Below are 14,140 nucleotides of genomic sequence, written 5' to 3'. Positions count from 1 at the left end.
CGTCATGCGATCGCGGCGGGAGGTGAACTTGCCTCCCGCCGTCCCGCATCCCGCCGTAGAACGCCAAATCCGACCGTTATGTGAGCGGTCCGACATAGTTATCAAACCGTAACATAGCCGCGTTAGCTATCGGCCGCCCTGCCGACCGGCGGGACCCCGTCCGTGAAATCGTCCGGACCCGATGACCGCGGATATTTGCTTCCAATGAGCCCGAACGAGACCATTTCACGCGACCCGGCCGCCAAAGAGCAGCCGAAGGAGCCGCCGGTGCAGGCCGTGCCGAAGCCGCCGGCCGACCCCGGCCTGACCGCGCTCGTCATGATGCTCCAATTCCTCGGGGTGCCCGCCGAGCCGGAGCAGCTCCGCCATCAGCTCGGCGTCACCGTGATCGGCACCACCGAGATGCTGCGCTGTACCAGGCAGTTCAACATCAAGGCGCGCGTGGTGAAGACGAGCTGGGACCGGCTCGACAAGACGCCGCTGCCGGCCATCGTCCCCTTGCGCGACGGCGGCTTCCTGATCCTCGGCAAGGCCGGCGACGGCAAGGCCATCGTGCAATATCCGGGCTCCCCGCGGCCGCAGATGCTGACCAAGGCGCAGTTCGAGGTGCTCTGGGACGGCCGCATCGTGCTGATGACCAAGCGCGCAGGCCTTGCCGATCTGTCACGGCGCTTCGACATCACCTGGTTCATGGGCGCGGTCAACCGCTATCGCGGCCTGCTCGGCGAAGTGCTGCTCGCCTCGTTCTTCCTCCAGATCTTCGCGCTGGTGTCGCCGCTGTTCTTCCAGGTGGTGATCGACAAGGTGCTGGTGCACCGCAGCCTCGGCACGCTGGATGTGCTGGTCGCCGGCATCGTCGCGATCTCGATCTTCGAGGTCGTGCTCGGCGCGCTCCGCACCTATCTGTTCTCGCACACGACAAACCGCATCGACGTCGAGCTCGGCGCGCGGCTGTTCCACCACCTGCTGGCGCTGCCGCTGTCCTATTTCCAGGCGCGGCGGGTCGGCGACACGGTCGCGCGGGTGCGCGAGCTGGAGAATTTGCGCAACTTCATCACCGGCTCGGCGCTGACGCTGGTGATCGACCTGTTCTTCACCTTCGTCTTCCTCGGCCTGATGGCGTTCTACTCGCCGCTGCTGACCGCGATCGTGCTGGCGTCGTTCCCGCTCTACATCGTCATCTCGGCTGGCGCCACGCCGCTGTTCCGCTACCGTCTCGACGAGAAGTTCAAGCGCGGCGCGGAGAACCAGTCGTTCCTTGTCGAGAGCGTCACCGGCGTCGAGACCTTGAAGGCGATGGCGGTCGAGCCGCAGATGCAGAAGCGCTGGGAAGAGCAGCTTGCCGGCTACGTCGCCTCGAGCTTTCGCGTGGTCAATCTCGGCAATGTTGCAAGCCAGGCCGTTCAGTTCGTCAGCAAGATCAACATGGCGATCCTGCTCTATTTCGGCGCCAAGCTGGTCATCGACGGTAACCTCACAGTCGGCGAGCTCGTCGCCTTCAACATGCTGTCGGGACGTGTCACCGCACCGGTGCTGCGGCTCGCCCAGCTCTGGCAGGATTTCCACCAGGCGCGGCTGTCGGTCGAGCGGCTCGGCGACATCCTCAACACCGTGCCCGAGCCGACCCATCGCCCGGGGCGCGCGGCGTTGCCTGCCATCCGTGGCGACATCACCTTCGAGCATGTCGGCTTCCGCTACCGCGTCGACGGACCGCAGATTCTCAACGACATCACCCTGAAGATTCCGGCCGGCCAGATCGTCGGCATCGTCGGCACCTCCGGCTCCGGCAAGAGCACGCTCGGAAAACTGATCCAGCGGCTTTATCTCCCCGAGTGCGGCCGCGTGCTGGTCGACGGCAACGACCTTGCGGCGGTCGACCCGACCTGGCTGCGCCGGCAGGTCGGCGTCGTGCTGCAGGAGAACATGCTGTTCAACCGCTCGGTGCGCGACAACATTGCGCTGGCCGACCCCGCGCTGCCGATGGAGCGCGTCGTGGCCGCGGCAAAGCTCGCTGGCGCACACGACTTCATCCTCGAACTCCAGGATGGCTACGACACCGTCATCGGCGAGCGCGGCAGCACACTGTCCGGCGGCCAGCGCCAGCGCATCGCGATCGCACGCGCGCTGACGACCAATCCGCGCGTTCTCATCTTCGACGAAGCAACGAGCGCGCTCGACTATGAAAGCGAGCGCATCATCCAGCACAACATGCGCGAGATCACGGCGGGCCGTACCGTTCTGATCATCGCCCACCGTCTGTCGACCGTGCGCACCGCGGACCGCATCATCACCGTGGAGCGTGGCCGTATCGTCGAGGACGGTTCGCACGACCAGCTGATCCGCAGCGGCGGCCGCTACGCCACGCTGCATCGTGTCCAGGCAGGCATCCATGAAGTCGGCTAAGGCGATGATGGCCTCGCTGCGCAGCCCGACGCGGACGCGCGACGAACTGGCGTTCCTCCCCGCGGCGCTCGAGATCGTCGAGACCCCGCCTTCGCCGATCGGCCGCGCCATCTCCGCGTCGATCTCGGCGGTGTTTCTGATCGCGCTGGTGTGGGCCAGCATCGGCACGGTCGACATCATCGCGACCGCGACCGGCAAGATCGTCCCCGACGGCCGCACCAAGGTGATCCAGCCGTTCGAGACCGCGGTCGTGCGCGCCATCCACGTGCAGGACGGTCAGCGCGTCAAGGCCGGCGACCTCCTGATCGAGCTCGATCCCACCATGAGCCAGGCCGAGCTCGGCCATCTCCAGAGCGATCTGCTGGCGAGCGAGCTCGACATCGCACGTCTGCACGCCGCACTTGCCGGCGGTGATCCCGCCAAATTCATCGCGCCCGCGCGCGCGACCTCCGATCAGATCCGCACCGCAAAGCGTTTCCTGGCCTCGCAGGCCGCCGAGCAGGCGTCCAAGATCACCTCGCTCGAATGGCAGGGCACGCAGAAGAAAGCGGAGCGTTCGACCAGCGAGGCCACGATCGGCAAGATCAGCGCGCTCATTCCCATCATGCAGCAGCGGGTCGATGTACGAAAATATCTCGTCGACCGCGAGTTCGGCTCCAAACTGCAATACCTCACGGAAACGCAGGACCTGGTCGCGCAACAGCAGGAATTGCTGGTCCAGAAGAGCCACTATGCCGAGGCCGATGCCGCCGTTGGAGGCATCGAGGAGACGCTGCGGCGCACCGAGGCGGAATATCAGCGCGGCCTGTTCGACGAGCTTGCGAAAGCCGAGCAGAAGGCGGCTGGCCTGCGCCAGGACATCGTCAAGGCCGAGCAGCGCACCAGCCTGCTCCGCCTCGCCGCGCAGGAGGACGGCATCGTCCAGCAGCTCGCCGTGCACTCGGTCGGCGGCGTGGTGACGCCGGCTCAGACGCTGATGGTGGTGGTGCCCACCAGCGGCGGCCTCGAGATCGAGGCGATGATCTCGAACCGCGACATCGGCTTCGTCAATCCCGGCGAGGACGCCGCGATCAAGGTCGACACCTTCAGCTTCACCCGCTACGGCTTGCGCCAGGGCAAGGTGCTCAGCGTCTCCCAGGACGCCATCGTCCGCCAGAAGCCGCCGGAAAAGCCCGGCGACACGCCGGCCGGCGCCGAGACATCATCCAGTGAGCCCAAGGGCCAGGAGCTGGTCTACGCCGCCCGCGTCTCGCTGGACCGCGCCCAGATGGACATCGACGGCCGCACCGTCAACCTCGCGCCCGGCATGGCCGTAACCGTCGAGATCAAGACCGGCACAAGGAAGATCATCAGCTATCTGGTGTCGCCGCTGATCCGGTATGGGCAGGAGAGCTTGCGGGAACGGTGAGACGGCCGCGAATCCGGCGGGAAGGTATCGGGATCTCTGGCCCAGCCCAACCGGCACATTTGACCTAAATCAAGCAGGTATCGGTTAGCGGTGACAGCCTCAACCCGCCAAATGGACTGCGGGAGGTCGGAATATGAAAATCCGTTGCCGCACCCTTGCGACCACAGCAAGTGTTCTCGCCCTCGGTTGCATCTCCGCGTCGGCTCAGCAGATCACGGGTACCCCAGGCTCGCCCGCAGCCACGACGACAATTGACGGCAAGCTGCTTCCGCCGCCGCCTCCAGAATTCGGAGGGGTCATCAACGAGAGAGCCTCGGAGTCGAAGGCGTGGTGGGCACCGCGTGTCGTACCGCCGAAGGGCGCGCCCAATGTGTTGCTCATCATGACCGACGACCAAGGTTTCGGAGCGCCGAGCACCTTCGGCGGCGTTGTCCCCACGCCCGCGATGGATCGTATCGCCGCGCAGGGCCTGCGCTACACCAATTTTCATTCCACCTCGCTGTGCTCACCGACGCGGGCGGCGCTCATCACGGGCCGCAATCATCATTCGGTCGGCTTCGGAGTAGTCGGTGAAATATCGACTGGGTTCCCGGGTTACGATTCCATTATTCCGATCGAGAAAGGCACCGTCGGCACCATCCTGAAGGCGAACGGGTACGCCACCTCGTGGTTCGGCAAGGACCACAACACACCCTCGTTCCAGTCGAGCCAGGCAGGGCCGTTCAATCAATGGCCAAACGGCATGGGATTCGAATATTTTTACGGCTTTGTCGGCGGCGACGCCAGCCAGTGGCAACCAAATCTGTTTCGCAACACGACGGCCATCTATCCCTTCCAGGACAATCCCAGCTGGAACCTGGAGACGGCCATGGCCGACGAGGCTATCCAGCACATCAAGCAGCTGAAGGAAATTGCGCCTGAAAAGCCGTTCTTTGTCTATTACGTACCTGGCGCAACCCATGCGCCACATCATCCAACACCGGAGTGGATCAAGAAGATCAGCGATATGCACTTGTTCGACGATGGATGGAACAAGGTGCGGGAGAAGATTTTCGCCAACCAGAAGCGTTTGGGCATCATGCCCGAAAACGCCCAACTGACGCCGTGGCCGAAAGAATTGCCGCAGTGGGATTCCCTGGGCGAGCTGGAGAAGAAGCTCTTCATCAAGCAAGCCGATGTCTATGGCGCCTACCTCGCTTACGCCGACAACGAGATCGGTCGGGTCATCCGGGCGGTCGAAGACCTCGGTGAACTCAACAACACCTTGATCATCTACATCGGCGGTGACAACGGTGCGAGCGCCGAAGGCATGATCAACGGTACGCCGAACGAGTTCACGACCTTCAATGGTGTCCCGGTGCCGGTGAAGGCGCAGTACCTCTGGTACCCGTTCTGGGGCTCAGACAAGACATTCCCGCATTTTGCCGCGCCCTGGGCGTGGGCGATGGACACCCCGTTCAAGTGGGTGAAGCAGGTGCCGTCGCACTTCGGTGGGACCGCCCAGGGCGTGGTCATGTCCTGGCCTGGCCACATCAACGACGTGGGAGGCATCCGCCGCCAGTTCCATCATGTCATCGACATCGCTCCGACCATCCTCGAAGCGACCGGCATTTCGCAACCCGAGGCGATCGACGGTATCAAACAGAGCCCCATGGAAGGGGTGAGTATGGCGTATACTTGGGACAAGGCGAACACCAACGCGAAGACGATGCACACGACCCAATATTTCGAGATGCTCGGCAATCGCTCCATCTATCACGATGGGTGGGTGGCGGCCACGACGCCGATCACGCTTCCCTGGGAGCTGAGCAGCGCGCCACCGCCGGATGTCATCACCGGATACAAGTGGGAGCTCTACAACGTCAAGGAAGACCCCACCCAGTTTGAAGATCTGGCCGCCAAGATGCCGGAGAAGGTCAAGGAAATGCAGGCCCTCTTCGACGTCGAGGCGAAGAAGTACAACGTGCTGCCGCTCGATAACACGACGCTCGCGCGTTGGAATACGCCGCGCCCAAGCCTGACGGCCGGGCAGACGGTATTCACCTATTCGGGCGAACTGACCGGTGTGCCGGCTAGCGCCGCGCCGAGCATCCTCAACAAGTCCTATACCATCACCGCCGAGGTTGAGATTCCCAACGGCGGCGCTGAAGGGATGATCGTCACCGAAGGCGGACGTTTCGGCGGCTACGGGCTACTTCTAAGCAAGGGTGTGGCGGGCCTTCGGCGGGGTAAGCCCGTGTTCCTCTACAACCTGCTCAACCTCAAGCGCACGGTCTGGTCGGGACCGGAGTTGACCGCGGGCAAGCACACCATCGTCTTCGACTTCAAGTCGGATGGGCCGGGATTGGGCAAGGGCGGTACAGGCGTACTTTCAGTGGATGGCAAGGAAGCAGACCGGAAATCCATAGAACACGGTACGCCCATCACGTTCCCGGAGGACGAGACCTTCGACGTCGGCCAGGACACCCGCACCGGGGTCGCGATGCTCGAGTATCGCTACGATCCTCCGTTCAAGTTCACGGGCAAGATCAACAAGCTGACGTTCAAGCTCGGACCTGAGTTGAAGGACCCAGCGCAAGCCAAGGCAGAACTTGGATCTATGCCAGCGCCGGAGCCGGATCCCATTGAAGAGTCGAAGTCTCAAAAGCCACCCGCGAACGTTGGGAAGAAATGAAAGGCGCATTGGCGTTCGCCGCCATCAGCGAAGCTGCAACGGGATTGGCGCTGTTGATCGCGCCGTCGCTGGTTGGCCAGTTGTTGCTGGGCGAGCAGCTTTCCGGTGTCGCAACGCCGGTCGCGCGTGTCGCCGGCATTGCGCTGATTGCCTTGGGGATCGCCTGTTGGCCAGGGTGGCCGCCACTGCCGGGCATGTTGATCTATAACGGAGCCATCACCCTATATTTGGCCTACCTCGGTTTCGCAGGTGGAATGAGCGGCGTCCTTCTGTGGCCGGCGGTCGTCCTTCATCTAATCCTGACCACGCTCTTGATGCGCGGCGGCTCGCAAAGCCGCGACCGCTGAATTTCTCATCGACCCCGCCCTTTCCGGGGAAGCTTCAAAATTCTTCTGGCTCAGTGCCTTGCGTATTGAAGAGTATCCAAAGCTTTAACGTATCCCATCCCGGATCATATATCCGGCGCCGCGGATCGTGTGCAGCAGCGGCCGCTCGAAACCCTTGTCGATCTTGGAGCGCAGCCGCGAAATGTGCACGTCGATCACGTTGGTCTGCGGATCGAAATGGTAGTCCCAGACGTTCTCCAGCAGCATGGTGCGCGTCACCACCTGGCCGGCATGCTTCATGAGGTATTCGAGCAGGCGGAATTCGCGCGGCTGGAGCGTCAGCTCGTCCTTGCCGCGGGCGACGCGATGGGACAGCCGGTCGAGCTCGAGATCGCCGACGCGGTAGAGCGTGTCCTCGGCCGGACCGCCGCGGCGCCGTGACAGCACTTCGACCCGGGCCAGCAGCTCGGCAAAGGAATAAGGCTTCGGCAGATAGTCGTCGCCGCCGGCGCGCAGACCCTTGATGCGATCGTCGACCTGCCCGAGCGCGGAGAGAATCAGCACCGGCGACGAGTCGCCCTTGTCGCGCAACGCGCCGATCAGGGACAGGCCGTCACGCTTGGGCAGCATGCGGTCGACCACCAGCACGTCGTAATCGCCGCTCTCGGCCATGGCGAGGCCTTCCTCGCCGTCGGCGGCGTGGTCGGCAATGTGTCCGACTTCACGAAACGCCTTCACGAGATAGTCGGCGGATTCGCGGTCGTCTTCGATGATGAGGAGGCGCATCGTGCGTTCGGCGGCGGTCAAGGGGGTCAACCTTTCCTGAACATGGCGCGAGCGGCAATCGCATGCAAGCCAAGCAAACGGGACTTGGGTAGGCAAAAAGGCGGGCGGTGAAGCTGGGGGGACCTCACCGCCCTAGGCCTTCCGACGGAGGGGGGCGTAATTCCACCGGAAGGTAGGCTGGGGGAGCGGGCCTTACGCTGCTCCCCCGAAGGGCGTCGGCGGCGGGGGCGACTGATGCCGGCGACACCCCTCATCTCGTAGACCTCCTGAAGGCTTAGCCCTTGGCGATGGGCACGGCGACGAAGCGCGACTGGCCGCCGCTCTTCACGCGCATCAGGACGCTGTTCTTGTTGTCGGTCCGCGCCGTGTTGATGGCGTCGCGGACTTCGCCGGCGGTGCTCACGCTCTTGCCGCCGACTTCGAGAATGACGTCGCCTTCCTTGAAGCCGCGTTCGGCCGCGGCGCTCTTCGGATCGACTTCGGTGACCACGACACCTTCCTTGCCGGCGCCAGCCACTGAGTCGGCGGGCGCGACGGTCATGCCGAGCTTGGGCACGTCGGTGCCACGGCTCGCACCCTTGCCGCTATCCTTGTCGGTGTCGGCCTTGGCCTCGATCGTGTTCGGCAGCTGGCCGAGGGTGAGGTTCACGACCTTGTCCTGGCCCTTGTGCAACACGTTGAGCTTCACGGTCGCGCCGGGCGCCATGCCGCCGATGGTGCGGGCAAGCTCGCGGGCATCCTTGACGGATTCGCCGTTGACCGATGTGATCACGTCGCCGGACTCGATGCCGGCCTTCGCCGCCGGACCGTTCGCCTGCGGCTCCGCCACCAGCGCACCTTCGGCCTTCTTCATGCCGAGGCTGTCGGCGATATCGGACGTCACCGGCTGGATCTGGACGCCGATCCAGCCGCGGCTGACCGAGCCCTTGTCCTTGAGCTGGGCCACCACGCTCTTCACGGTGCTCGCGGGAATCGAGAACGCGATGCCGACGCTGCCGCCGGAGGGCGAGTAGATCGCGGTATTGACGCCCATCACCTCGCCATTGGTGTCGAAAGCGGGACCACCGGAATTGCCCTTGTTCACGGGCGCATCGATCTGGATGAAATCGTCATAGGGACCGTTGCCGATGTCGCGGCCGCTGGCCGAGACGATGCCCGCAGTCACGGTGCCGCCGAGGCCGAAGGGATTGCCGACCGCGAGCACCCAGTCGCCGATCCGCGGCTTGCTGTCGGCGAGCTTGGCGAACGGGAAGTTCGAGCTGCCCTCGACCTTGATGAGGGCGAGGTCAGTGCGCTGGTCGGTGCCGATCACCTTGGCAGTATAGGTCTTGCCGTCGTCGGTCGTGACCTCGACCTTGTCGGCGCCGTCGACCACGTGGTTGTTGGTCACGGCAAAACCGTCGGCGGAGATGAAGAAGCCGGAGCCCTGGCCCTGCACGACGCGGCCGCGGCCACCCTTCTGGCCCGGGAAACCATCCGGACCGCCGAAGCGGCGGAAGAAGCGCTCCATCGGCGAGCCCGGCTGGAACGGCGAGGAGGAATCATCGCCATCGTCGTTGCTCGCGGTCTTCTCCTTGATATTGACCTTCACCGAGATCACCGACGGTTTCACGCGCTCGACGATGTCGGCGAACCCGACCGGACGCTCAACCTTCCGGACCTCGTTGTTGACCTGCGCATGCGCCGGGCTGGAGAACAGCTCGCTCGGCGAGGTCGACGGGCTGAAGCCGTGGACGGCAATCCCGAGGCCAGCGACGACCGAAGCCATCAGCGCGATCCTGCGCGCGGAGAAAACCGACCGGCGGGGCGGCCGGTAGGACGGAAGGTTCGTGAGGTCGGGACGGTCGGTCATGCAGGAATCTCCAAGGCCTTGAATTCTTTCGGTGCCGGATGGCAGCACGTTACGGACATGAAGATGGGGGCTCCCGCCTTACCGTGCGCTGGCGGCGGGGTTAAACTTTTGTAATGAAGGGTCGCGCCGTTGCGGCAGTTTATCGCACGCCGAAAGTCGTGGCCTTACAGGAACTTAATCGAGTTCCCCTGACGAGCGTCGAACACGCCTTTGGCGAGATCAGCTCGCCCTCACGCTGACGATGAATTCGTCGACTTCACGCTTCAGGGTTTCGGCCTGCTGCGACAGATCGACGGCGGAATCGCGCGCTTCGGCCGCCATGCGGCCGGTCTCCGCCGACGTCGAGGTGATCTGGACGATGTGGTTGGAGACGTCCAGCGTTCCATGCGCGGCATCCTGCGCGCTGCGGGTGATGTCCTGCGTGGCGTTGCGCTGCTGGGCGGTGTCGACCTCGATGCCCGACATGATCGACGAGATCTCCGACAGCGTCTTCGAGATGCCGTCGATCGCGCCGCGCGTCTCCGCGGTGATGCCCTGGATGCTGGCGACGTGCGAGGTGATCTCCTCCGTCGCCTTGCTGGTCTGGTGCGCGAGGCTCTTCACTTCGGAGGCAACCACGGCAAAACCCTTGCCGGCGTCCCCAGCCCGCGCCGCCTCGATGGTGGCGTTGAGCGCCAGCAGGTTGGTCTGCGAGGCGATCGCCTGCACGAGCTGCACGACCTCGCCGATCTTGTCGGCGGCATCCGACAGCGTGTGGATGGTGTCGCGGCTCTTCTCGGCCTGCGTCGCCGCGCCTTCGGCACGCTGCGTCGCGTCGGTGACGCGGCGGCTGATCGTGCCGATCGAGTTCGTCATCTCCTCGGCCGAGCCCGCGACGATCTGCACGCTGGCGCTGGCCTGGTTCGCCGCGCTCGCGACCGCATTGGCCTTGGAGCTCGTGTCGTTGGCCGTCCGTGACAGCGTTTCGGCATTGCTCTTCAGGTGCGCGGCCGAGGACGCCACGCTGTCGACCACGCTGGCAACGAGATCGTTGAAGCGCTTGATCCGGGCGTCCAGGAATTTCGACCGCTCGGCCTGATGCTGCGCTTCGTGTAATTGCTGCTCGGTGAGGCGCCGCCGCTCCAAGCCGTTTGTCTTGAACACTTCCAGTGCGCCGGCGAGCAGGCCGATCTCGTTGGTACCGCCGAGGCCCGGAACAGGCGTCTCGAATTTCTGATCGGCGACCTCACGCATGGCGTGCACAATCGCCGCCAGCGGATTGAGGATGCCGTTGCGCACAGCGAACCAGGTAGTGAGGCAGATCGCGACAGCGACCACCGCGATCACGCCGCAGGCGATCAGAAAATAGGAGAATGCCGCCTGCGCCTGCTGGTAGATCAGCATTGCATGCTCGCGCGCGGGGCCGCTCAGCGCGGCGAAATCCGACGACAGGCTGGTGATCTCGTTGTTGAGGTAGAGCACCGCGACGAAGCCGGTGCCGCCGCCGATGCCCAGCAGGAACAATAATGCAGCGACGACGGCGCCGACCAGGAAGCGGATCGTCAGATTGCTGTTCGTGAACATCGGCTGAGGACTCAAAAATCTGGAATCGAATTTCGCGACAAGCTTCCAGACAAAGGTCAACAGAGCATGAAACACGCGGCCGCAGACGGCCTACGTATCATTACGTAGGCCGGGACGACTTGAAGTCGCTAGGACGACTTCGTCTCGTCCGACATCAAGGCTGTGAGCCGTGCCTCTTCATCCGCAGTGAGCGGCGGAGCTGGTAGGTCTGCACCGCTTCGCGCGCGCCGGCGGATTTGCAGCCAGAGCGCCAGGCCGCCGCCGATCAGCAGCAGCGGCGCGAGCAGCCACAACAACACGGTCTGCCGCTCGAAGCGCGGCTTGAGCAGCACGAACTCGCCATAGCGCGCGACCAGGAAGTCGAGCACCTGCGAATTGCTGTCGCCGGCAGCGATCCGCTCGCGCACCAGCAGCCGCAAATCGCGCGCCAGCGGCGCGTCGGAATCGTCGATCGACTGGTTCTGGCAGACCATGCAGCGCAGCTCGCGCGATAGGTCGCGCGCGCGTGCCTCCTTCGCGGGATCCGACATGATCTCGTCGGGCTGCACGGCGTGGGCGGCGGGCAAAGCCAGCAGCATGAGCGCAACGATCGTGACCATCATCCGCCGCATCGGATCACTCCGCCGGCTGAAGGCGCTGCTTGGCCCGCGCCGGCTTCGGTGCGCCGACCCGCAGGCGCCGATCGGACAGCGACAGCATGCCGCCAAAGGCCATGAGCACCGGTCCCCACCAGATCAGCAGCACCAGCGGCTTGTGATAGATGCGCACCGCAATGGCGCCATCGGCAGTCGCGTCGCCGAGGGAAACGTAGAGCTGGCTCGCGCCGCGCGTCAGCAATGCGGCCTCAGTGGTCGAGGACCCGCGCGTCGTGAAGTTGCGCTTGGACGGCGTCATGACGCTGATCTTCTCACCGTCGCGGCTGACGTTGAACTCGGCGATCATCTCGCGGAAGTTCGGCCCCTGACGCTGGGACAGGCCGTCGAGCTTGAGATCATAGCCGGCGACGTGTGCAACGTCGTTCTGCTTCATGGTCGCGATATACTCGCTGTTCCAGGTGGTCTCGCAGACGATCCCGATCAGCGCGACGCCGAGGCCCGCATGGGCAAACACAGAACCCCAGGCCGAACGCGGCAGGCCGCGGGCCCGGTGCAGCGTCGTTGCGAACGGCAGGCGGAACAAACCGGTCCGTTCGGACAGATCGGTCACGGCACCGGCGATGACGAAGACTCCAAGCCCAATTGCCAATGGTGCCAGCGCACTGCCACCACGGGTCCAGGCCCAGACGATGGCGATCACAACGAGCGCGGCAACGCCCGCCGCAAGCAGCCGCTGGGTGACGCCGAGCAGATCGCCGCGCTTCCACGCCAGCATCGGCCCGAACGGCACCACGAGCAGCAGCAGCGCGAACAGCGGGACGAAGGTGAGATTGTAGAAGGGCGCGCCGACCGACATCTTGAAGTCGAGCGCTTCCATCGCCAGCGGATAGAGCGTGCCGAACAGCACGACCGCGCAGGCTACGCTGAGCAGCAGATTGTTCAAGACCAGCGCGCCCTCGCGCGAGATCGGCGCGAACAGGCCGCCCTGCTTCAACGAGGTCGCGCGCCCTGCGAACAGCGACAGGCTGCCACCGATGAACAGGCAGAGGATCAGCAGGATGAACACGCCGCGCGTCGGATCGGTGGCGAAAGCGTGCACGGAGGTGATGACGCCCGAACGCACCAGGAAGGTGCCGAGCAGCGACAGCGAGAAGGTCAGGATCGACAGCAGGATGGTCCAGACCTTCAGCGCGTTGCGCTTCTCCATCACCAGCGCCGAGTGCAGCAGCGCCGTGCCGGCGAGCCACGGCATCAGCGAGGCGTTCTCGACCGGATCCCAGAACCACCAGCCGCCCCAGCCGAGCTCGTAATAGGCCCAGTACGACCCCATCGCGATGCCGAGGGTCAGGAAGATCCAGGCCACCAGCGTCCACGGCCGCACCCAGCGCGCCCAGGCCGCGTCGATCCGCCCCTCCATCAGCGCCGCGATGGCGAAGGAGAACGAGATCGAGAAGCCGACATAGCCGAGATAGAGCATCGGCGGATGCACGGCGAGGCCGATGTCCTGGAGCACCGGATTGAGATCGCGTCCCTCGATCGGCGGATTGGCGATACGCAGGAACGGATTCGATGTGACCAGGATGAAGAGATAGAACGCACTGGCGATCCACGCCTGCACGGCCAGCACATGCGCGCGCAGCGACAGCGGCAGATTGTTACCGAAGGCGGCGACCATTCCGCCGAACAGCGCCAGGATCGACACCCACAGCAGCATCGAGCCTTCATGGTTCCCCCACACGCCGGTGATCTTGTAGATCAGCGGCTTCATCGAATGGGAGTTCTCGTAGACGTTGGCGACGGAGAAATCCGAGTTCACGTGCAGTATCACGAGAGCCACGAACGACGCACCGACGAACAGCAGCTGCGCCAGCGCGGCGGAGCGCGCCACGTTCATCAGCGCGGCATCGCGCAAGCGCGCACCGATCAGCGGCACGATGGACTGGATCAGCGCCAGGCCAAGGGCCAGCACCAGCGCGTAGTGTCCGGATTCCGCGATCAACGCACTGCTCCCTGCGGGTTGCCCTGCGCGGTCGTCGCCGCGGGCTTGACGCTATCAGAAGCCTTGGCGCCGTAATCGTCCTTCCAATGCCCCTGCTTCTTCAGGGCATCGGCGACTTCCTTGGGCATGTAGGTCTCGTCGTGCTTGGCGAGCACGGTGTCGGCCTTGAACACGCCGTTGGCGTCGAGCGCGCCTTCGGCGACCACGCCCTGCCCTTCACGGAACAGGTCGGGCAGGATGCCCTTGTAGGCGACCGGCAGCTTGGCGCCGCCGTCGGCAACCTCGAAGGTTACGGCGAGATTGTCGCCGCGCTGGAGCGAGCCGGGCTGCACCAGGCCGCCGAGACGAAACCGCTTGCCGGGCTCGACGTGTTTTTCGGCGACCATCGTCGGCGTCGAGAAGAACACGATGGAGTCGCGCAGAGCGTTGAGCACCAGCGCGGCCGCAAGCGCGAGCACTGCGAGGGAGCCGCCGATGATGGTCATACGTCGCTGCTTGCGCGTCATGGCGTATCCGTTCTCCGCTCGCCTCGT

The 14,140-nt window shown here is 64.5% G+C and carries 10 protein-coding genes; 4 read left to right on the top strand and 6 right to left on the bottom strand.

The genetic code is table 11. The features are described from left to right. The first annotated feature begins 204 nt into the window (after positions 1-204). The 4 genes from IVB46_RS35735 (at position 205) to IVB46_RS35720 (ending at position 6,832) form a co-directional block, all read left to right on the top strand. The gene (locus IVB46_RS35735; protein WP_256468684.1) at positions 205-2,403 is read left to right on the top strand and encodes a type I secretion system permease/ATPase; all 2,199 of its coding nucleotides are present in this window, start codon (positions 205-207) and stop codon (positions 2,401-2,403) included. Continuing rightward, the gene (locus IVB46_RS35730) at positions 2,390-3,811 is read left to right on the top strand and encodes an HlyD family type I secretion periplasmic adaptor subunit (protein ID WP_247308461.1); all 1,422 of its coding nucleotides are present in this window, start codon (positions 2,390-2,392) and stop codon (positions 3,809-3,811) included. The genes IVB46_RS35735 and IVB46_RS35730 overlap by 14 nt, the downstream gene beginning before the upstream one ends. A 133-nt stretch (positions 3,812-3,944) precedes the next feature. Beyond that, positions 3,945-6,485, top strand: a complete 2,541-nt coding sequence (locus IVB46_RS35725; RefSeq protein WP_247344624.1) for an arylsulfatase — start codon at positions 3,945-3,947, stop codon at positions 6,483-6,485. Further along, on the top strand, positions 6,482-6,832 hold the full coding sequence (locus tag IVB46_RS35720; protein ID WP_247308450.1) for a hypothetical protein: 351 nt from the start codon (positions 6,482-6,484) through the stop codon (positions 6,830-6,832). The genes IVB46_RS35725 and IVB46_RS35720 overlap by 4 nt, the downstream gene beginning before the upstream one ends. A gap of 84 nt (positions 6,833-6,916) precedes the next feature. Here the strand turns inward: IVB46_RS35720 and IVB46_RS35715 are convergent, their stop codons facing one another. From IVB46_RS35715 to ccmE, 6 genes are all read right to left on the bottom strand, one after another. After that, complete coding sequence (locus IVB46_RS35715; RefSeq protein ID WP_063986547.1) at positions 6,917-7,597, bottom strand: response regulator transcription factor; 681 nt, start codon at positions 7,595-7,597, stop codon at positions 6,917-6,919. Positions 7,598-7,871: 274 nt separating this feature from the next. Continuing rightward, positions 7,872-9,449 (bottom strand): Do family serine endopeptidase, encoded by a 1,578-nt coding sequence (locus IVB46_RS35710; protein WP_028149896.1) that lies wholly within the window; start codon positions 9,447-9,449, stop codon positions 7,872-7,874. A gap of 219 nt (positions 9,450-9,668) precedes the next feature. Next, positions 9,669-11,012, bottom strand: coding sequence for a HAMP domain-containing methyl-accepting chemotaxis protein (locus IVB46_RS35705; RefSeq protein WP_247308448.1), 1,344 nt, complete (start codon positions 11,010-11,012; stop codon positions 9,669-9,671). A 128-nt stretch (positions 11,013-11,140) separates the two neighbouring features. Then, the gene (locus tag IVB46_RS35700; protein WP_247308447.1) at positions 11,141-11,623 is read right to left on the bottom strand and encodes a cytochrome c-type biogenesis protein; all 483 of its coding nucleotides are present in this window, start codon (positions 11,621-11,623) and stop codon (positions 11,141-11,143) included. A gap of 4 nt (positions 11,624-11,627) precedes the next feature. Then, entirely contained in the window at positions 11,628-13,607 is a 1,980-nt protein-coding gene (locus IVB46_RS35695) for a heme lyase CcmF/NrfE family subunit (RefSeq protein WP_247308446.1), read from the bottom strand. Beyond that, complete coding sequence (gene ccmE, locus IVB46_RS35690; protein ID WP_063984547.1) at positions 13,604-14,113, bottom strand: cytochrome c maturation protein CcmE; 510 nt, start codon at positions 14,111-14,113, stop codon at positions 13,604-13,606. The genes IVB46_RS35695 and ccmE overlap by 4 nt, the downstream gene beginning before the upstream one ends. Positions 14,114-14,140 lie beyond the last annotated feature (27 nt).

Source organism: Bradyrhizobium sp. 61 (assembly GCF_023073075.1).
Taxonomy (GTDB): Bacteria; Pseudomonadota; Alphaproteobacteria; order Rhizobiales; family Xanthobacteraceae; genus Bradyrhizobium; species Bradyrhizobium barranii.
Note: the sequence above shows the minus strand (reverse complement) of the source record. Positions and strands in the feature narration are given on the sequence as shown.